General features: G+C 46.9%; 18 protein-coding genes. 7 read left to right on the forward strand and 11 right to left on the reverse strand.

What is annotated here, in order from left to right:
• Positions 1-1307: 1307 nt before the first annotated feature.
• Positions 1308-2516 carry an aminotransferase-like domain-containing protein gene (locus ACXX53_RS02505; protein ID WP_458567016.1) on the reverse strand — a complete coding sequence of 403 codons (1209 nt, stop codon included), beginning with the start codon at positions 2514-2516 and terminating at the stop codon, positions 1308-1310.
• Positions 2517-2759: 243 nt separating this feature from the next.
• Here ACXX53_RS02505 and glpK point away from each other — a divergent pair, with 243 nt between their 5' ends.
• On the forward strand, positions 2760-4247 hold the full coding sequence (gene glpK / locus ACXX53_RS02510) for a glycerol kinase GlpK (RefSeq protein ID WP_458567017.1): 1488 nt from the start codon (positions 2760-2762) through the stop codon (positions 4245-4247).
• Positions 4248-4309: 62 nt separating this feature from the next.
• On the opposite strand, the gene ACXX53_RS02515 is transcribed toward glpK, so the two are convergent.
• Positions 4310-5083 (reverse strand): alpha/beta hydrolase, encoded by a 774-nt coding sequence (locus tag ACXX53_RS02515; protein WP_458567018.1) that lies wholly within the window; start codon positions 5081-5083, stop codon positions 4310-4312.
• Between the two features lie 346 nt (positions 5084-5429).
• On the opposite strand from ACXX53_RS02515, the gene ACXX53_RS02520 reads away from it, so the two are divergent.
• Positions 5430-5840 carry a hypothetical protein gene (locus tag ACXX53_RS02520; RefSeq protein ID WP_458567019.1) on the forward strand — a complete coding sequence of 137 codons (411 nt, stop codon included), beginning with the start codon at positions 5430-5432 and terminating at the stop codon, positions 5838-5840.
• Positions 5841-5866: 26 nt separating this feature from the next.
• Positions 5867-6922 (forward strand): phosphodiester glycosidase family protein, encoded by a 1056-nt coding sequence (locus ACXX53_RS02525; RefSeq protein WP_458567020.1) that lies wholly within the window; start codon positions 5867-5869, stop codon positions 6920-6922.
• Positions 6923-7225: 303 nt separating this feature from the next.
• Here the strand turns inward: ACXX53_RS02525 and map are convergent, their stop codons facing one another.
• The 3 genes from map to trmL form a co-directional block, all read right to left on the reverse strand.
• Positions 7226-7972: a type I methionyl aminopeptidase gene (gene map, locus ACXX53_RS02530; protein WP_458567021.1), complete on the reverse strand. Its 747-nt coding sequence runs from the start codon at positions 7970-7972 to the stop codon at positions 7226-7228.
• 240 nt (positions 7973-8212) lie between these two features.
• A complete protein-coding gene (locus ACXX53_RS02535) occupies positions 8213-8461 on the reverse strand; it encodes an AbrB/MazE/SpoVT family DNA-binding domain-containing protein (RefSeq protein WP_458567022.1) in 249 nt (82 codons plus the stop codon).
• 282 nt (positions 8462-8743) lie between these two features.
• Positions 8744-9208 (reverse strand): tRNA (uridine(34)/cytosine(34)/5-carboxymethylaminomethyluridine(34)-2'-O)-methyltransferase TrmL, encoded by a 465-nt coding sequence (gene trmL / locus ACXX53_RS02540; RefSeq protein WP_458567023.1) that lies wholly within the window; start codon positions 9206-9208, stop codon positions 8744-8746.
• 216 nt (positions 9209-9424) lie between these two features.
• On the opposite strand from trmL, the gene ACXX53_RS02545 reads away from it, so the two are divergent.
• From ACXX53_RS02545 to ACXX53_RS02555, 3 genes are all read left to right on the forward strand, one after another.
• Positions 9425-9865, forward strand: coding sequence for a MarR family winged helix-turn-helix transcriptional regulator (locus ACXX53_RS02545; protein WP_458567024.1), 441 nt, complete (start codon positions 9425-9427; stop codon positions 9863-9865).
• Between the two features lie 2 nt (positions 9866-9867).
• Positions 9868-13029, forward strand: coding sequence for an MMPL family transporter (locus tag ACXX53_RS02550; protein ID WP_458567025.1), 3162 nt, complete (start codon positions 9868-9870; stop codon positions 13027-13029).
• A 148-nt stretch (positions 13030-13177) separates the two neighbouring features.
• On the forward strand, positions 13178-13891 hold the full coding sequence (locus tag ACXX53_RS02555) for a response regulator transcription factor (protein WP_458567026.1): 714 nt from the start codon (positions 13178-13180) through the stop codon (positions 13889-13891).
• Between the two features lie 106 nt (positions 13892-13997).
• Here the strand turns inward: ACXX53_RS02555 and ACXX53_RS02560 are convergent, their stop codons facing one another.
• From ACXX53_RS02560 to ACXX53_RS02580, 5 genes are all read right to left on the reverse strand, one after another.
• Complete coding sequence (locus ACXX53_RS02560; protein WP_458567027.1) at positions 13998-14474, reverse strand: hypothetical protein; 477 nt, start codon at positions 14472-14474, stop codon at positions 13998-14000.
• Positions 14475-14648: 174 nt separating this feature from the next.
• On the reverse strand, positions 14649-16274 hold the full coding sequence (locus ACXX53_RS02565; RefSeq protein ID WP_458567028.1) for a hypothetical protein: 1626 nt from the start codon (positions 16272-16274) through the stop codon (positions 14649-14651).
• A 25-nt stretch (positions 16275-16299) separates the two neighbouring features.
• Positions 16300-16446, reverse strand: coding sequence for a hypothetical protein (locus ACXX53_RS02570; protein ID WP_458567029.1), 147 nt, complete (start codon positions 16444-16446; stop codon positions 16300-16302).
• 30 nt (positions 16447-16476) lie between these two features.
• Positions 16477-17364 carry a carbohydrate ABC transporter permease gene (locus ACXX53_RS02575; RefSeq protein ID WP_458567030.1) on the reverse strand — a complete coding sequence of 296 codons (888 nt, stop codon included), beginning with the start codon at positions 17362-17364 and terminating at the stop codon, positions 16477-16479.
• Between the two features lie 22 nt (positions 17365-17386).
• On the reverse strand, positions 17387-18355 hold the full coding sequence (locus ACXX53_RS02580) for an ABC transporter permease (RefSeq protein WP_458567031.1): 969 nt from the start codon (positions 18353-18355) through the stop codon (positions 17387-17389).
• 415 nt (positions 18356-18770) lie between these two features.
• Between ACXX53_RS02580 and ACXX53_RS02585 the strand changes: the two genes are divergently transcribed.
• Positions 18771-19514 carry a molybdenum cofactor biosynthesis protein gene (locus ACXX53_RS02585; protein WP_458567032.1) on the forward strand — a complete coding sequence of 248 codons (744 nt, stop codon included), beginning with the start codon at positions 18771-18773 and terminating at the stop codon, positions 19512-19514.
• A gap of 26 nt (positions 19515-19540) precedes the next feature.
• Here the strand turns inward: ACXX53_RS02585 and ACXX53_RS02590 are convergent, their stop codons facing one another.
• Positions 19541-20956 carry an extracellular solute-binding protein gene (locus tag ACXX53_RS02590; RefSeq protein ID WP_458567033.1) on the reverse strand — a complete coding sequence of 472 codons (1416 nt, stop codon included), beginning with the start codon at positions 20954-20956 and terminating at the stop codon, positions 19541-19543.
• Positions 20957-21039: the final 83 nt, after the last annotated feature.

The raw sequence follows: 21039 nt of genomic DNA on the forward strand, positions 1-21039 counted from the left end.
CTTGTATTTCACGCCTTCTCACTCGTCACCTCGAACGCAGGCACATCCTCCTCCGACTCCATTTGACCATTATCCCATTCGCTCAGATAGCTCCGATCCTAGTGCTCTACACTTACCGCCATTCTTTAATCTCTTCTCGCTAGTCACCTCGAACGCAGGCACATCCTCCTCCGACTCCATTTAACCATTATCCCATTCGATCAGATAGCTCCGATCCTAGTGCTCTACACTTACCGCCGTTGGTTCATTTCTTCTCACTAGTCATGCGAGCGCAAGCACATCCTCTTCTGACTCCATTTGACTATTATCCCTTTCGCTCAGATAAGTCCATCCTGAGGCCTTGGGAGATTGGCCAAACGCTTCTTAAGAGGTTCTCTCTGGGCTGAGAAAAGATTCTCATATTTGATCAATCGTGCCTGTATCGCTGACATTTCCACAACGAGCGCCATCTACATACTTTCCCACTCGCTCAGTCAGTGCCTTACCTGAGTCTTTGGGAGAATGGCCAAACGCTTCTTGAGAGGTACTCTCCAAACAGAGACTCGAGTCTCCTTTTGATTAACCGCACCTTTATCGCTGACGTTTCCACAACCGGCGCAATCTACATACTTTCCCTTTCGCTCAGCTGGTACCTTTCCTGAGTCTTTGGGAGAATGGCCAAACGCTTCTTAAGAGGTACTCTCTAGGCTGAGACTAGATTCTCATATTTGATTAATCGTACCTGTATCGCTGACATTTCCAGAAATAGCGCCATCTACATACTATCCCACTCGCTCAGTCAGTGTCTTTCCTGAGTCTTTGGGAGAATGGTCAAACACTTTCTGAGAGGTACTCTCCAAACAGAGACTCGAGTCTCCTTTTGATTAACCGCACCTTTATCGTTGACGTTTCCACAACTGGCGCAATCTACATACTTTCCCTTTCGCTCAGTCAGTGCCTTTCCTGAGTCTTTGGGAGAATGGCCAAACGCTTCTTAAGAGGTACTCGCCAAACAGAGACTAGAGTCTCCTTTTAGATTGATCGTGCCTGTATCGCTGACATTTCCACAACGAGCGCCATCTACATACTTTGCCACTCGCTCAGTCAGTACCTTTCCTGAGTCTATGGGAGAATAGCCAGACACTTCCTGAGAGGTACTCTCTTGCCCAGAGCAAAGGGGTGAATGGCTAATTGGGCACACCGAGGCGATATTGACATTGATATAGGGCAGAGCAGCTGAGCGCGACATAGGTTGCGAACACTTATCTGCAGGGTGGAGGGTATGATGGCCATTTCAAGTAATATCAGCATGTAAAAACGCTATCAGCTTACACTGAATAGCGTCCTAGGAACTCGCTCATGGCCTCGCTCAATCGCTCCATGCCGCGATGGATGATCGCAGGCTCTGCAAATGAGAAGTTAAGCCGAATTGTATTTTCTTTCTTATTACTCACGTAGAATGCTTCTCCCGGCACGAAGGCAACCCCCTTGCTAAGCGCGCATTTAAGCAAGGCTTGCGGTTCCAAGCCGTCAGGCAGCCTAACCCAGATGAACATTCCGCCCTGCGGCAGCTTCCATACGGCGTCCTTCCATACTTGATCATGCTGAAGGAAACTCACCATCGTCTCCATCCGTTCTTTGTATGCTTGTGTGATCTTACGAATATGCTCATCAATTGAGAAGGAGTCCAGTTTCATCAGCTCCGTCAATATGTGCTGGTCCAAGACACTGGAATGAAGATCTGCGGACTGCTTGCCGCGCGCCATCATCCGGATCACTCGCTTATCTGCTGCAGCCCACCCTGTACGAAGACCTGGCGCTATAATTTTGCTAAATGTACTCGAATATACTACAGTTCGATCCTTCACAGTTCCTTCAAGCGCGGCAATTGAGGGAACAGCTTCACCACTATAGCGAAGATCACTATAAGGATCGTCTTCAAATATTAAAGTTTGATACTGACGACATAGCTCCAGTAAAGCCATTCTCCGCTCTAGAGTCCACACTCGTCCAGTCGGGTTGCTGAAAGTCGGTACTACATATACAAACTTAGGCTTATGGGCCCTCAGCTTGGCTTCTATGTCCGATGGAATCATGCCATTTTCATCACTCTTTACGCTTATGATATTAGCTCCATACAGCCTCAACACCTGCAAACATGCTAGATATGTAGGATTCTCTACCAACACGACATCTCCAGGATCAATCATCGTCTTTGCTAACAAATCAATGGTCTGCTGGGAGCCTGATGTGACGATAATCTCATCTATTTCTGCTCTAATGTTGCGATGAGTAGTCATCCAGTTTGAGATTATGTGACGAAGTGCTAAAGAGCCTTCCGTTATACCGTATTGGAGCATCTGTGGTCCTTGAAGGAATACGCGTTCTGCAGCTTGCTTAATGGCCTCTATCGGAAAATGCTCTTCCGCAGGCAGTCCCCCAGCAAATGAAATTAGATCCTGACCTTGAGTCAGTGTCAATGTATCGCGCACCGCTGAGCTTTCCAGCCCTTTCATCCGACTCGAAAATGCATACATCCCGCACCCCTCCATGCCAATAATTCAATATTCGATACATTACAGCGAAATTTGATGCCCTTGTGAACCCAATCTTCAATTATGGAGTCATTATTCAAATAGTTGTCACATGTAAGCGCATCCGTTATCATATTAACCATAATATCAATTCTATGCGCAGGGTTATTCCCGCATTATTTATCAATGATAATGACACCTTGAGCCCCCTGCTCTTAATAGTTAGTCTATGAGGAGGAACGTCATGTGAGCAGTTATATCTTATCTATCGATCAAGGAACTACGAGCACAAGAGCAGCGCTTGTAGATACTCAAGGCTGTATTATCCACATTGCACATCAAGAAATCAATCAGATCTATCGTCATCCAGGGTGGGTGGAGCATGATGCCGAAGAATTGCTCTCCTCCGTTAATATCGTCATCGCTCGCTGCTTGGAGGAAGCTAGCGTACCGCCGTCCTCTATTGCAGCTATAGGCATTACGAATCAACGAGAAACCACCATCGTCTGGGATAAATCGACGGGCAAGCCGATCGGAGACGCAATCGTATGGCAATCGCGGCAGACACAACCGATCTGCCAAGCACTAAAGGACGCCGGCTTAGAGCATCTGTTTCGTGAACGCACAGGGCTTGTAATTGATCCGTATTTCTCGGGGACGAAGGTAGACTGGCTGCTGAATCAGCACGAGGGAGCTCGAGAGAAGGCCGTTCGAGGTGAATTGCTATTCGGTACCGTTGACACTTGGCTGATCTGGAACCTTACCGGCGGTAAGACGCACGTCACTGATCGATCGAATGCCTCTCGAACGCTCATGTACAATATTCATACGCACGATTGGGACGATGAACTGCTCGAGCTGCTTAACGTGCCGCGAGCGATGCTGCCTACAATATGCGGCAATGCGGAATTGATCGCTTCCATATCCGGTCATCCGCTTCTCCCGGATGGAACGCCGATCAGCGGCGTCGCGGGCGACCAGCAAGCTGCCTTGTTCGGGCAGGCATGCTTCAAGCCTGGAATGGCTAAGAATACATACGGAACCGGCTGCTTCCTGCTGATGAACACGGGAACCGATGCCGTCGTATCTGATCACGGCCTGCTGACATCCGTCGCCTGGGAGCTTCACGGACAAGTAAGCTATGTGCTCGAGGGAAGCATCTTCGTTGCAGGCTCTGCCGTACAATGGCTGCGCGACGGAATCAAGCTGATTCAGACCGCTGGGGATTCCTCCACGGCGGCAGCATCTGTCGCTTCGTCCGAAGGCGTCTACGTCGTACCTGCTTTTGTCGGACTCGGAGCCCCTTATTGGGAGAGCGATACGCGCGGAGCAATCTTCGGCCTGACGCACGGCACGAATGAATCACACCTCATTCGCGCGACACTAGAAGCCATCGCCTATCAATCAAAAGATGTTTTGCAGGCAATGGAGCAAGATGCCGGCACCTCGCTATCCACACTCCGTGTTGACGGAGGTGCAACCGCGAATGATTTCCTGATGCAATTCCAGAGCGATATCCTGGACGTTCCTGTGCAGTGCGCATTGAATCAAGATACTACTGTGCTGGGCGCGGCGTATCTCGCTGGTCTCGGAGTCGGCATCTGGAAGGATGTTTCGGAGCTCGATGCTTGCTGGCAAGCGAGCAGGTCCTATTCACCACAGATGGCCGCGAACGAACGCGAGCAGCTATATGCGGGATGGAAGCGTGCGGTTCGCGCTTCTATCGCCTACTAATACAACAAAGAGGCTGTGAGATTAAGCGTAATACCCGCTTACTAATCTCACAGCCTCTTTACTTATTTCAATGGAAGCCACTTCAATACATGTTGAATGTGCTCGTCCCAATATTCCCAGGTATGGTCACCTGGACCCTCATGGTATTCATGCTCGATACTCGTATCACGCACAGCCTCAAGGAAATCCTGATTCTCTGCATACAGAAAATCCTCCGTACCGCAGCACTGATACAGTTTAGGCTTCGGCCCTTCGGCTTTATCACAGGTTTGGAGCAGATGCAGCAGATCTTCCTCAGTGCCCTTCGGACTTTCTTCACCATAGATAAGCTTGAAGTCGTTCGAGAACAAGGCAGCATCCTCGCGTCGAGCCACATTCAGCGCGCCTGACAAGCTCGCGGCTGCCGCGATTGAATCAGGCCGGCGAAGCGCCCACTTGAATGCGCCGTAGCCTCCCATAGACAAGCCTGCGACAAATGTATCTTCTCTCCGTTCAGACAGCGGGAAGAATTGACGTGACAGCGCAGGCAGCTCTTCCGATAAGAACGTCCAGTAACGGTATCCGTACTTCATGTCCGTGTAGAAACTGCGATGGACCTGCGGCATTACGACCGCGATCCCCATCGATGATACGTAGCGCTCGATTCCCGTTCGACGCAGCCAGATGGAATGATCGTCTGACAAGCCATGAAGCAGATACAAGGTCGGATACTTCCCCTTGCGCGCTGCTGCACCTTCCAGTCCAATCTGACTAGTCGTCTCCTGCGGCAATATCACACTCATCGTTGTATTAAACCCTAACGCTTCTGAATAAAAATGACACTCCATTAAAGCCATAGTACGTGCCCCTCCGCTAGAAAGAATAATAGCAATAAATATGTACAGCATAGTCTGCTATCTTTGGTTGTACGGTACTCTACGCAAAATGTCAATGAACAATCTATTTATTCCCCAGCAATACTATTCATCTTTCATTCATTCCCATTACTTACCTTCCTTAAAAATAGTAACTTCCAACTGCTTACACTCGTCTAAAACAAGAGGCTATTAAACTGTCATCTTAGTCTTTTGGAGGAGATATCTCCTTCTTTTTTTGTCAATATAGGGCAAACATGATAGAATAGTAGGACAATTTTGAAGTAAAAGAGTCATTATTAGCCGACTTTTGTCAGAGGTGATTGCAATGAATTCTGCTGTAGAAGCCGAGCAAACAGCTACGCGCAGGGGCAACAAGAAGAACAAAGAGGTTCGTCCAGCAGCCTTCTTGCTCTTCTGGGCCATTATGATCGCGATTGGTGTCATAACAGCCTATTACTACAGTCAACACATGAAGCAGTCGATGCTTCAAGAGCTTGAAGCACAAACTGCCGCACAGATTCAGGAAGTACAAGCTTCTTACGAGAAGCAATTGAAGGATATTGATGCTAAGCTTACTCAGCTTCAGAGCAAGGTAGATTCCTTTAACGAGCTGCTGACCTTTACCAAGGATAACGCATCCGATAAAACAGACAACAGCAATAAGCTGTATACGCAGCTGAACCAAGTGATGAAGCAGATGGACGCTCTCAAGAAGGAGATGGATTTACTGAAGTAAGCGTGAAGTAAGAAAGGGTATGCATAATGAAAGTCAAAGTGATCAATCGAACCTTTATGATGATTACAGCGCCGTTTATAGGAATGATCATCTGGATGTTCATCTCTTCTTTAACGGTCGCAATGGAGCCCGTCAGTGTGGAGCTTCCCGCTGCAGACTCCATATATGAGAAGCAAGCCGCCATATCACAAGAACTGGATAAAGCCGCTGACATAGCCTCCTATACGATAGACTCCGTCAAACGTGTCTCCACACTGTACACAGAGACGACGAACACGATGAATCAGATCGTCAATACTGCATCAGCCCTAGCGAAGCGCCCGGAAGCTATCTATAACAAACGAATAACAGCCAAGCTCGGCACCCCTGTCGATCGTGTGAACAGCGACAGAATTACAGCTGAGCTGTACAAGCTGCATCAACCGACTTATTCAGGGTATGCGATGAAGGTCAAGCTAAAAGACCCTAAGGCGATGAAAATGACGCTCGGGAAGGATAAATTCGGCGGGGCAGAAACAACACTTGAAGCTGCGAACCGTTACGGTGCAGTAGCAGGAGTGAATGCTGGCGGATACGCTGAGAATGGCGGGAAAATATATCCACTCAGCACGACGATGATGAACGGCAAATATCTGAACGGCTTTGAGCCCAGCTTCAAGGACTTGTCCTTTGTCGGTTTGAACTCAGTCGGTAAACTGATTGGCGGAAAGTTCTACGATCAATCCGATCTCGACGATCTCAATCCGATCTTTGGCGCCAGCTTTGTGCCGCATCTGATTAATGACAGTGTCATGCTGCCAATACCAGCCAAGTGGAGCAATTCACGCGCGCCGCGTACGACAATCGGAAATTACAAAGATGATCAATTGCTCATTATGGTTGTCGATGGCTATGATGAGAAGGGCGGTTCCGGGGCAACACTAGAGGAAATGCAGCAGAAGATGCTCAATCTTGGAGTAACAGATGCTTATAATCTTGATGGCGGGGGTTCTTCTACGCTCGTCTTCAAAGGCAAGGTAGTTAACCATCCGTCTGACGGTCAAATGCGTAAATTACCAACGCACTTTTTGTTCTTTGAATAATATTATGGCATCATTTTATAGTGCCGAACCAATACTTATGGATAAACATTACATAATTCACATGTTTTACATTTATTTTTTGGAATGAATTGGGTATAATGTTATCAATCCATTGGAGGTGTGCACTTCATGTCAATGACATTCGTCATTATTATGCTGGTTCTCGTCATGTTTCTGCTTGCCATCTTCACTGCCGGCTATAACGAAGACAAGACAAGCGGTTTATAAGCGCTCGATTTAAGAGAAGCCTCCCTTCACAGGGAGGCTTCTTTCCTATCTCAGTATAAATGCTTGCTCTGTCGCTTATAGCTGCGTCAAGATGATCGGGCCTTCCGCTGTAATCGCGATCGTATGCTCATACTGTGCAGATAACCCTCCATCTATTGTTCGAGCAGTCCATCCATCTTTATCGACTTTCGCATGATAGCTGCCTGTATTCAACATTGGCTCAATCGTGAAGACCATGCCTTCCTTAATCCGTGGACCTCTTCCAGCCGGGCCGACATGCGGTACTTGCGGATCTTCGTGCATCGTTCGCCCAATGCCGTGTCCGATGAATTGACGAACAACGGAAAAACCTTGTGATTCCGCATACTTCTGAATCGCGAAGCCGATGTCCCCGATTCGGTTTCCGATAACGGACTGCTCGATACCAAGAAACAGACATTTTTCAGTTGCCGTGAGCAGCTTATCCGCTTGCTCCGAAACTTGGCCAACTCGATAGCTCCAAGCGGAGTCAGACAATCCTCCGTGAAGATTGACGACCATATCGATCGTTACGATATCGCCTTCTTTCAGCGGCTCATCTTTCGGAAAGCCGTGGCAGATCACATCATTAACGGATGCGCAGGTTGCATAAGGAAAGCCGTGATATCCTTTTTGCTCCGGCGTCGCCCCTCGATCTCGCATATATTTTTCAACAAATTGGTCAATTTCGGCTGTTGTGACACCCGGCTTGATCATCTGCTGAAGCTCCTGATGGATCTGAGCCAACAGCTTCCCGGATTTCCGCATATGCTCGATTTCTTCTTTACTCTTATAATAGATCATTTTCATTCCTCCTTCTCCCATCATAAACCACGTCATGATGTAAGAGACAGTTCTTAACGTATATGTTACTCCCAAAAAAGTGCTAACGGACCGAATTCATGCTGCACTATTCTCTATTCTACCAATAATTAAGCTCTTCATGTATGAAAAAAACATAAAGAAGAGGCATTCCCCGTCATTAGCACACGCTAATGGGGCTGCCCCTAACTTTTTACCTACCCCATCCGCACGATTCACGACCTAGCGCGGCAGATGAGCCATATCCATCATACATTGCGTACATATGTGACGTTCTTTAAACTCGGAGACCTCTTCCATTGAACCGCAGAACACACATTTGGGACGATAACGTTCCAATATGATGTGATCACCTTGAACCAGTATTTCGACAGGATCCCCTTCGTTCATTTGATAGCGCTTGCGCAAAGATTTTGGTAAAACAATGCGTCCCAATTGATCGACTTTTCGGACAACACCGGCAGGTTTCATCAGTTACACCTCTCTCGTATAATTTCTCTCTTATGATTGCGTTTGAGAACTCTGCCCCTATTAATTCGCTAAATGGGCAGGAATCCCTGCTGAAAAAAGTAATAAAAACTCATTTCATGTCATTTATATCGAAAAAGTGTACTTAATGCTCCACATTCACATGCTATGTCACTGCAATTCAATAAAAAAATAAACGAATCAGATAAGAAATCATATTGGGGTTCTAGTAGACAAGTCCTATCTGATTCGTCATTTAGCTAGTCATTCATACCCTAGCTGGAATCACGACATTCCGGGATAATCCAGCTGCCGCAGCGCTTCATATACGATGATCGCTGCTGAATTGGACAGGTTAAGCGAGCGAACCTTATCCGTCATCGGCATGCGTATACAGGTCTCGCGATTCATGGCAAGCAGTTCCTCAGGCAATCCCTTCGTTTCCTTGCCGAAGACGAAGAAGTCGCCATCCTGGAACTGAAAGTCACTGTAGCGTTTATCTGCTTTCGTTGTCGCATAAAAAAAACGCGCTCCCGCGTACTTTTCCTGCACTTCCAAAAACGAGTCATGATATTCAATCTGTACGGCATACCAATAGTCGAGTCCCGCACGCTTCAACGTGCGATCATCCGTATTAAACCCGAGCGGTCTTACCAAGTGCAGATGAATGCCCGTTGCCGCGCATGTACGCGCGATGTTGCCTGTGTTCGCCGGAATTTCCGGTTCAACCAGCACAATATGTAGAGCCATCTGTGTTCACCTCACATTCATCCTTATTATTATACATCATATGGCAACGCATGTCAGTTTACTCAGATTAGATAAAGCTTCACATTCAGGATTAGAAACATTTTTAATAATTTCATCATTTTGTCATTAAATATTATTTCATTGTAGAACTATTCGCGTATAAAACTAATATGGTAATATATTCTAAATGAATCATGAGATGCAGGAGTGACCCCTATGAGCAATTATAAACCGCATATTGATCGTTACATAGCAGCCCATTTCACCGTTACCAAAAGCATCTCCTTGATAATCGAACAGCTGCACCCGAAAGACATTACAAGCGAGCAGTTTCAAGTGTTAAACATTTTGCATGAACGCAAGAGCTGTACCTCTACCGAATTAGCAGCCGTGTTCTTGGTTGGCAAGAGCTCCATTACCGCTATCATCAATCGCTTGGTCGATCGCGGTCTCGTCTTGCGCACTCCGAATCCGCATGATCGTAGACAGATTGACCTCTCATTAACAACGGCAGGTCTGGATTTATTTCAACAAGTTGAAGCACAGCTTGTCGACATGATCTCTAAATGGTTAGTTCATTTTGAACAAGAGGAGATCGAGAGCTTCATCTCCAATTACGAGAAACTGGCTCACATTATTAGCAAAGGGAGTGTATAAGGATGAAAATGGTTTTAAAGGCGAGATGGTTTATCATGCTCGTCTGGGTCATCATGGCCGCAGCGCTCATGCTGACCGCCCCTTCGTTGAGCGAGTTGGTCAAGGAAAAAGGCAATCTAACCGTGCCTGAAGAGTATTCTTCCGCACGAGCAGCACATCTGTTGAACAAGGCAGCCGCCGGTACTGGAAAAGAGCATGAGGCGTCCATTGCTCTCGTCTTCCATCAGCCTGAAGGCTTAACTTCAGAGAGCAAGGAGCAGATCCAAAAGACTATTCAGGATCTCGAGCAAAATAAAGCGAAGCTTCATGTCGTCTCAATCCTAAACCCCTACAGTTCCCCAGAGCTTGAACAGAAGCTAGTTGCCAAGGACGGCAAGACGGTGTTGACTTCGATCACGATCTCAACTGCCGAAGTCGATGCCAGAGAGGTTCAAGCTGGGTTGAAGCAAGCATTGGAATCATCTCCTGTCGAACACTATATGACGAGCAACCATCAGATCGAACATGATCAGATTGTAAGCTCGCAGGAAGGTCTCAAGAAGTCGGAATTCATCACACTCCTCTTTATATTAACGATTTTATTCGTCGTATTTCGTTCAGTCGTAGCTGCGTTTATTCCTCTGCTGACAATTGGACTGAGCTATCTGATCTCCCAATCGATTGTGGCTATACTCGTAGACACCGTAGAATTCCCATTATCCACTTTCACGCAAATCTTTATGGTAGCCGTACTCTTCGGTATCGGTACCGACTACTGCATCCTGCTCATCAGTCGCTTCAAGGAAGAGCTCGCACAGCATGAACATACATGGGATGCGATAAGCGCCACTTACCGTTCGGCTGGCAAAACGGTGATGTTCTCCGGCCTAGCCGTACTGATCGGCTTCTCCGTTATCGGCTTATCGCAGTTCATTCTGTACCGTTCGGCAGTGGCAGTAGCCATCGGCATCGCGGTCATGCTGCTGGCGATTATGACCGTTGTTCCATTCTTCATGGCCGTGTTCGGCAAGAAGCTGTTTTGGCCGGCTAAAGGATCATTGGAGCATCGCGAAAGCCGAATATGGGGCGCTGTCGGCTCCTTCTCCCTTAAGCGGCCTTGGGCTGCGCTGCTGATCGTTGCAGCTGTGACGATCCCGCTTATCTTGACGCACAGCGGTAAAGTTTCGTTTAACAGCCTAGAGGAAATTAGCGATGACTATGAATCCGTCAAAGCCTTCAACATCATCTCAGAGAGCTTCGATCCTGGTGAAGCAATGCCGACCCAGATCGTAATTAAGAGCGACAGCGCGCTGTCCATCTCGGAATATACGATCTTAGCTGAACGCGTCAGCCGCGAGCTCGCCAAGGTTGAAGGCGTAAGCAGCGTACGAAGCTTGAGCCGCCCGGCAGGCGAGCCTATCGCTGAGTTTCAAATCTCGGAGCAAGCCAAGAGCCTTGAAGAAGGCTTGAATCAAGGCAAAAAGGGCCTGAACGAGATTCAGACTGGATTATCGCAAGCGGCGGCTTCATTAAAGACGAATGAGCCGCAAATCAAACAGGCGGTGGACAGTGTCGGCGAGTTGAACAAGGGCACCACCGCATTAAAGTCAGGTATCCAACAGCTGAACACCGGCCTCTCGGAGATTGAAAAGGGCATACGCAGCGGCTCCACAGGCGCAAGCAAGCTGAAGGACGGCTTGCAGCAAGCGAAGCTCAGCGCGCAGCAGCTAGCGAGCGCGCATGAGAAGCTGCTAGCCAGCTATCGCCAGCTTGGCGGTGGACTCGAGCAGCTTCAGCAAGGCATTAAGCAGATCGAGACACAACTGGGCGGAGCCTCACAGGCGCTGCAAAGCCTTAATGAGCGTTTCAGCAATCTGGAGAGCCGTTATCCCGCTCTGCTGACGGATGAAGATTACTTGACGATTCGCGGTACGATCAGCGAATCAAGCAAAGGCTTTGAGCAGCTGACAGCAGCCTTATCGCAGTCCTCCGCTAGCCTTGCGCAGTTGAGTGAAGGCATGAAGCAGGCGAATGCTGGATATGCGGAAGCTGCTGCCGGGCAGTCGCAGCTCGCGGGCGGGCTTAGCTCCATCGTGGCAGGACTTGAGCAGCTGGCATCCGGGCTGGATGAAGCGGCCTCAGGACAACAGCAGATCGTGACCAAGATCCCGTCCATTGTGACGGGGCTTGAACAGATTCAGAATGGGCAGACACTGCTGGCAGGCGGCTTCTCTGAATTCAGCAGCCAGCTGAATGAGCTTACATCCGGACTCGAGCAGAGCGCAAATGGCATCGGGCAGATCTCAGGCGGGCTTACATCAGCCAACGATTATTTGCGGCAGATTCAATCATCGTCTGACAGCGAGCTTGGAGGCTGGCTCGTTCCGGATGAAGCGCTGCAGAACGAAGCCTTTATGCAGGCAGCAGATATATACTTGTCTAAGGATCGTAAATTGATGACCTTGGACGTCGTATTTGCGGAGAACCCTTACGGCACACAAGCGATTGATCAAGTGGATCAACTTCAGACCGCCGTTGACCGCAGCTTGAAGAACAGTTCGTTGGAACAAGCAGAAACCGCAATCGGAGGGGTATCCAGCACCTACAACGACTTGAAGCATATGTCTGGCGAGGATTACAATCGTACCGTAATGCTCATGATGGCTGGTATTTTGCTCATCTTAATCGTGCTCATGCGTTCATTTATTATGCCGCTGTACTTGATTCTGTCCTTGCTTGTCACCTACTATGCTTCGCTCGGAGCGACAGAGCTTGTCTTCGTAGATCTGCTCGGCTATTCCGGCATTACATGGGCAACGCCATTCTTTGGCTTCGTCATGCTGATGGCGCTCGGTGTCGATTACAGCATCTTCTTAATGGACCGTTTCAATGAGAATAAGCAGATGAAGGTTAAGGATGCTATTCTATACGCCATGCGCAATATGGGCACGGTTATCATATCGGCGGTCGTCATTCTGGGAGGTACCTTCGCCTCATTCTATCCGTCCGGCGTATTGTCGATGATGCAGATTGCAACCGTTGTGTTAACGGGCTTAATCCTGTACACTTTCTTGCTTCTGCCATTCTTCATTCCTGTGATGGTGAGAATGTTCGGATCCGCCAATTGGTGGCCGTTTACGGCAAAGGAGCAGAACAACCCGCAGCAAAGGAAACAGAGCGCGTAATTGTTGCAATACGATAGTTGTCCGACTTGAATCGTAAATTTAACACCACGTTTACGTTACTTTAACATGACGCTGATAAACAACCTTCATAATGGAGACATCTGTTATTTCTGAAATGGGGATGGGATGTTATCCGTAGGAGGTCACGATGAAGCCTAAAATATTGGTCGTTGACGATGAACCGTCAATCTCGACTCTGATCGAGTACAATTTGAAATTAGCTGGCTATGACGTATTATGCGTTTTTAACGGCGAAGCCGTATTTGATGTGCTGCCTCTATTTCGACCGAATCTGATCATCCTGGATCGCATGCTTCCAGAATCAGACGGCTTCGAGGTATGCCGCAAGCTGCGCGAGCAGCAGAATATGGTTCCAGTTATTATGCTTACCGCAATACAGGATATTGAGGATAAGATCGCCGGCTTAGATATCGGGGCTGACGATTATATGACTAAGCCTTTCAGCTTAGGTGAGCTGTTGTCCAGAATAAGCGCAATCCTGCGCAGAGTTCGCTCGCTGCCTGCATCAGACGGCGGTCAAGTGTATGAGATCGGCAATCTGACCGTTAAAACTGATTTACGGGAAGTACTGCTGGATGGGCGTGCGATCGAGCTCACTCCGAAAGAGTTCGAGCTTCTGGCTTTCCTCTGTCGTCACCAAGGCAAAGTGTTAAGCCGCCAACAGCTGCTTCATGAAGTGTGGGATTACCACTTCGTCGGCGATACCCGGATCGTGGATGTCCACATCAGTCACCTGCGAGATAAGCTCGAGAAGAACGCTCGCAATCCGGAGTATATCGCGACGATTCGTAACGTCGGATATAAGCTGAAAGAACCGACCAAGCTGCACAGCTTAGCCTAGCATTATTTCTATTTCTTATTTTCGAATCGAGCAGGAGGGGGCGCCTAGCCCCCACTCTCACACCACTGTATGTACCGTTCGATATACGACGGTTCAAGGTATAACCCTAAATTTTGCTCACATTCGCATTCAGAATATTCCTGCATTTTCTAATTTTTTGTTTGATTTCCCGATTATCAAAAAAATAAACCTCTGTACCTGCCCATATAAAAACCCAACACACAATGCTTAAAACTCCTGCAAGATAGGCATAAGAATTTGAATACTTCAAGAATATCACCCCAACAATAATACCAAGCACAAACAAAATAATAGCCTTTTTTACATTTCTAGCATATGTATATTCTGCTTCGTGCAAGATGTCGGAAAATGTGTTAACCGTGGCAGCCTGCAATGACTTTTCGTCAAAATCATTCTGACCTAAAATAAATATTTCTACTTCTTTTCTTCTACCGCCGTGTAGCTTTGACATAATAAAATCTTCAAGATCAGAGCTTAGGTGAACATCATCTAAGCTATGGTATCTTGCGAACGGAGTATCCGTTTCATCCAAATAGATATTAATAGTTAATTCATCACTCACATTAACCATCCTTTAACTCCAATGTACGAGTTGAAAGTCAACCTTTTATCAGTATGGTCAATATAGCAACAATTCTTACGAGAACGCCGAAAAAACCGGAGTTTTTCTGCTTCATCTAACATACACAAGAAGGGCGCCTGCAAACGATGCAAGCGCCCTTTCTATACACAGATCTTATTGATCAAAAGTAATGGTCTTGCCATGCGCAGCGCCAGCTTGTTCTGCATAATGCGCAAAAATTGCTCCCCCGCCATAAGTGGTCATCAGCTCTTGACGGTACTTAGGCCAGTTGGATGCGTCTTTTTCATCGAAAATGATCTTAATTTGGAACTGGTTCATATTCTTACGAAGTGTACCAAGGTCCATGCCTTCTTTAACAGTCATCGAAGTTCCTACGCCTGGAACGATCTTGTAAGATTTCACTTTCTCTACGATTGCACGGTCACGATCCGTTTCATTAGGATCTACAACTTCCAAACCATAAACATCAGCAGCTCGCGGTGTGAACAAGCTGTAGATCTCTACAAAGTTGCCTTGATCGATGATGTCTGCTTTGTACGCATCTTGGTTAACCATGATCTTGTTGCCGTCTCGAGTATAATGCTTGCCTTCAATACCATACTCAGTCAACAAGAAGCCTTCTTCCCCCATCAGCCAATCAACGATCTCAATGGTCTTAGCTACTTTTTCATCAGAAGATTTGGAGCTGATCATGAATGGGTTGCCAGGTACTTTCTCAATCCAAGTACCTGTTGAAGCAAATGGGTTAAACGGCTGCCAGTCAACTGTTTGTACTCCTGTTACAGCTTTTGTTTGTACTTGCAGGCCATTAGGGTTGTTATCGAATGCAATGTTTTTAGTTGCATCCTGAATGATGCCGGCTTTGCCCTGAAATGCTTTCTCCAGATGCTGTCCGGACTTGTTCAATAACCAATCGGGATCAACAACCTTCAATGCGAGCATTTCTTTCACTTCGTTCAACACTTTCTCCATGCGAAGGTCAGTACGCGTATCGATGAACTTGTCGCCTTCCAGGATGAAGTCGCCGATCAAACCGTTCTTCACATACTGCGGGAAGTCAAGTGACATATTAGCTCCGCCGCCGAACGTAGTGAAGCCGTAAGTGTCATTTTTCGAGTTACCGTCTGGGTCATCAAAAGTAAAGGCTTTCATAACATTGATCATATCATCATAAGTTTCCGGCATTGGCAAACCAAGCTTATCCAACCAGTCCTTACGCACATAATAGGATCTGTAAATTTGCTTTTCAATCGGAACGGGTGCACGTGCAAATTTGCTTTGGACTTGGTAACGATCAAGTTCATCTTGATTCGTCCAGTACTTGAAGAAGTTAGGCATCTTCTCTGGAGTTACGAGGCCAGTCAGTTCTTTTGCTACGCCGTCTTTAATGTACTGGTTCGAGGCTACACCGTCAGAGTAGAACAGATCTGGTATATCATTAGAAGCAACGTAAGAGTTCAGCTTCGTCTGGAAGTCAGTACCTGCTTGCATGTTTTCAAATGTAATTTTAACATTAAACTTCTCTTCGATTGCCTTCTTAACGAAGTCCTTATCTTCACTTGGCAATTGAACACCGTTATAGCCTGGTACAAACCATTTTAGTTCAATTGGTTCCGCCTTTGGCGGGTCCGTCTTTGCCTCTGTCTTAGGTGTTTCCGTCGTTGGCGCAGGTGCAGTTTCCTTTGGCGTTTCGGCCTTGCTGCATGCTGACAACATCAGAACTGAGATCATCATCAACGCAAGCAGCATGTTTAACCATGCTTTCCCCTTCATTTTCAATGATTAGCCCTCCCCCAAAATGATTTCAATCTTGCAGTACCAGCAAAGCTTGTAATGCGATGACTTCCCTTTTGATATGTCTTGATGCTGCCGTTACCCTGCCTTCAGCTGCTGGATGATTCCCCCCAAACGCATTCAGCATCTGATAACGGCAAGCCGATACGATTCGCACGTATACAGCCCATCTATTAAGGTCAATGACTTAACCTTTGACTGCACCTAACAGCATGCCTTTCACAAAGTACTTTTGTAAGAACGGGTAAATGATAAGAACCGGAATGATCGCTACCACTACGGTTGCCATCTTGATCGTTTCAGGAGGCAGCGCATTCAATTCATTGACAGGCAGCGCTAATTCCTGACTGACGCTCGGTGACATAATCATATTTCGCAGCACGACCTGCAGCGGATACAGCTCCGGCTTATTTAGATACATGATGCCTGGAAAGTAAGCATTCCAATGGTTGACACCATAGAACAGAGCGAGCGTCGCCATAATCGGCATTGACATTGGCAGAATGATTCGAATAAGTGTCGCCATATCGCCGCAGCCGTCAACCTTCGCCGCTTCTTCAACTTCACTGGGAAGCCCTTCGAAGTAGGTCTTCATAATAAGCAAGTTAAAGGTTGAAACCAAGCCAGGAATGATAAGCGCCCACATCGTATTCATAAGGCCGGTTGCCTTTACCGTCAGGTAGAGCGGAATAATCCCACCTGAGAACAGCATTGTGAATACGATTCCCAGAAGCACCACATTGCGTCCAGGCAGATTCTTTTTCGATAATGGATAAGCAAGCATCGTAGATATAATCAAGTTTAGTGATGTACCAATTACCGTGATCTTGACCGTTGTCCATAATGCTTGAGGAACGACTTTGCTGCTGAAGATCGTGTCATATGCATCCCAGGTGACTTGGCTCGGAATGATAACAAAACCGCCTTTAGCCAACACTTCGGAATAAGGAGTGATCGATACGATCATGACGTACAGTATCGGGAATAGCGTAAGTAATCCAAATATGCTGAGTATCGTTATAATGATTCCATCGACAAACTTATCTCCTATGGAGCGGCCTATGGCTTGATTCATGATACTCCCTCCTTATCAGCGCTTACCATATGCCGGATCCCCCTAGCTTCTTGGCTAGACGGTTAGCTCCAATGACGAGAATAAGTCCGATTACGGATTTGAATACACCCATCGCTGCAGGCACACTGTATTCCATCTGCTCAATCCCTCGCCGAAATATCCAGGTATCGAATATGTCTCCAACCTCGTATGACCGAACATTTAGGAAGATATAGATTTGTTCGAAGCCGGCATCCATAATGTGACCTATTCGCAAAATGATTAACAGAATGAATACATCGCGAACACCCGGAAGCGTAATATGCCATAGCTGCCGCCATCTGCTCGCTCCGTCTACAACAGCTGCTTCATAGAGCTCATGATTGATTGTGGCTAATGCCGCCAGGTAGATGATAGCGCCGAAGCCTGTGCTCTTCCATATATCAGTTAGAATAATCAGTGGTCGGAATGCCGCAGCATTCTGCAAAATATCAATCTCGCCAAGTCCTAAATCGCGGAACAAGGTTGTAACTAAGCCGGAACTTGGTGAAAAGAAGGAAAATACGATGCCGTAAACGATAATCCAAGATAAGAAGTGAGGACCGTAAGTGAGTGTCTGGATGGTGCGTTTAAACCAACGAATTCGAATTTCATTGAGCATAAGCGCAAGTATTAAATCTGGGAGCATGTTGAACAGGATTCGGTAAATGCTGATGATGAGTGTATTTTTCAGGAGAATTCCAAAGTCAGGCGATGAAAATATCGTGTGGAAGTTATCAAACCCTACCCAAGGGCTGCCCGTTATACCTTTTAATAAGTTGTAATCCTTAAAAGCAACTACCAATCCAAGCATCGGGACATAATGATAGATTAAATAATATAGAATGCCCGGGATCATCATAAGGTATAGATATCGATATCTGAGCCAAATGCTCTTTCGCTTCTTAGGCCTAACCCTCTCTGTATATGGACTAGGTTGCAGCGCTTGCGCATCGATGACGGGATCGCTCAATAGGATTTCCTCCTTTCGGATGAAGAACATTCGATCCGGACGAGAATATGCTCGAGTATAATCCTCGAATCCACTAGTTCTACAACTCTGGCTCCTCCATTAAAGCTTTGGATGATTCTCATAAGATGTATCCCAGCCCCCTGATTCTTGTCTGATTTACATTCAAGATTGTAGTATGTCGACGTCCATATATCAGATGTATTTGTGATGCACCAATTATATAGTCGTATGAAAACGCTGTCAATATTAAAATTTGAAATATTATACAGTCAAAAACTGTGATTTGAACTAACATACAGCTTTATAATTTCCATCTGATTCCCCCTCATATATAGGCTTTTCGCTTAAATGTTGTGATAAACTGGTAGGAGCATGAAGTCAGTTCCATGTATAGTGGAAAGATTGGAGGAAATGTGTGAAATATAGTGTGCATTGCTTCGCAGGGTTAGCGGATCTTACAGGACAAGCTATTGTAATTCTTGACTCGAATCAAGCTTCTATGTCTGTCGCAGACATCAAGAAGCTGTTATCCGAACTGTATCCCAACGCTGCTCACGCGTTATCACGCGCGTTCATGGCTGTTAATCAAGAGTACGCCACAGATGATCGCATCGTTCAACCCACGGATGAATTGGCGCTCATCCCGCCTGTTTCCGGCGGAGAGGGTCATATAGAGGATTCTTCCACTGCCGAGCCGTCCATTCAAACAGAACACGGCCGCTATGTGCTTACATATGCACCTATTCATGTAGACGAGCTATCCGCTTATGTCGCGCATCCCGATCACGGGGCCGCGCTCACATTTGTCGGTACTACGCGAGAGCATACGGGTGGCTTACGCACAATCCGGCTGGACTACGAGGCATATGCTCCGATGGCTATCAAGCAGCTAGCTGCCATAGGTCAAGATATCGGAACACGCTGGCCAGGTACGAGCTCTGCTATCACCCATCGGCTCGGCACCGTACCTATTGGTGAAGCAAGCGTCGTCATCGCTGTATCATCGCCGCATCGCGCAGAGTGCTACGAAGCCAGTCGCTATGCTATCGAGAAGCTGAAGCAGGTTGTTCCGATCTGGAAGAAGGAAGTAGGCGAAGACAGCGCCGCATGGGTCGAGCCGCATCAAGGAGCATGGAACCCGCTTAGTCCGATAAATTAATACTTGTACAAAAGAAAGACACCAGCTTATTGGCTAGTGTCTTTCTTTTGTACAGAGCTCGAATTACGATCTAGGAGCTCCGCCAATTGCTGATGGAGTTCTGCTTCCTCAATAATGCCTGCCCAGTACTGCCTTAACGAACGCCGGAACAAGCGCAATTCCTCTAAGCGAAGACCAAGCTCCGCATGAGTGCGGTAGGAAGGGAACGTCTCTCGATACATTCGATATCGAGACGGCCGATACAACGGATCTATTTCCGGCTCTTTCACGTCCATCTTCACCGGAATACTTAAAGTGTGCTCCCGAATAAAGGCTTGAGCTTCCTCTGACGCTAGAAAGTCCGTGAATCTCCGTGCGGCTTCCTTAACTCGAGAACGCCGGACAACCGCCGCCCCGATCGTCAGCAGCAGCGTTTTCTGTGGTTCTCCCTTATGCAAGGATGGAACAGGTGAAATATTATATGAAAATGGCGCATCCGTCAGTTTATTCAAATTGTAGTAGGTAGCGAGTATCATCGAGACCTGTTCATTCTGAAACAATTGAATCGTATCATCATTTTCCTGAGCTATATATACCGGGAATATTTCACTGTTTCGAACAAGCTTGCTGAAGATGCGCAGGCTTTCCATCATACGTTCAGATAGGCGTACCTTGCCTTCTGCATCACGTGTAGTTTCCATCCCACCCTGCAGCAGAAAGACTGAAAACCGATTCTCTGAAGCAGGCATGAAATATATCCCGTGTCTTCCACGGTGACGAGCTAATTGTTCTGCCGCATGAATTAAGTCTTCCCAACTCCAGTAGCTGTCCGGTTCGGGTATTCCCACTTCCTGAAAATGATGCGGATTATAGCAAAGAACAACAGGAGAGAAGGTTATAGGACGCACCTTTAAACTGTCCTTAACGACAAACGCGTCTTCTATAATGGGGTAAACCGATCGATCATTTTCCAATGAGTCCAAATAATCCGACCAGCCATTCTCAAGCCACTCTTGAAATTGCAGGCTGTTCAGCATCACGCCATCCAGCATGCCATTCATGATCAGCTCATGTGAGGAGCAAATATAATTATTATAGTCAAGCGTGATTCTTCGAATTGCGATATCTGGATTCTTCTCTTCAAACAGCTGAATCAATTCGTCTATTCGTAGATCTGTAGGGAGAGTAGAGCTGCAGCCCCAATGTACGGTCACCCGTTCACGAGCAGGTTCATTTACCAAGCTGCCAACGCGATCAATCTTCGTAATCAGCCCTTCCTCTACCAGAACTTCAAGACCTTTACGAACTGACTTATTGCTCAAGCCGAACTCCTTCGCGAGAGCGCTTTCAGAAGGAAGGTAGCTTCCTGATTGGCGTATGCCGCTATGTATCTCGGTACGCAAGGCATCAACCAATCCGTTCAATTTTTCTTGAAATGTTTGACGGTTCGAAAATCGACTCATGATTCTCCCCTTTTTTCGTTCAGCTTAATCGTAGCTCTATTTTGAGGGAAGAATCATGAGAAGTCAATTTATTAATACATCAG

Source organism: Paenibacillus marinisediminis, from assembly GCF_054343325.1.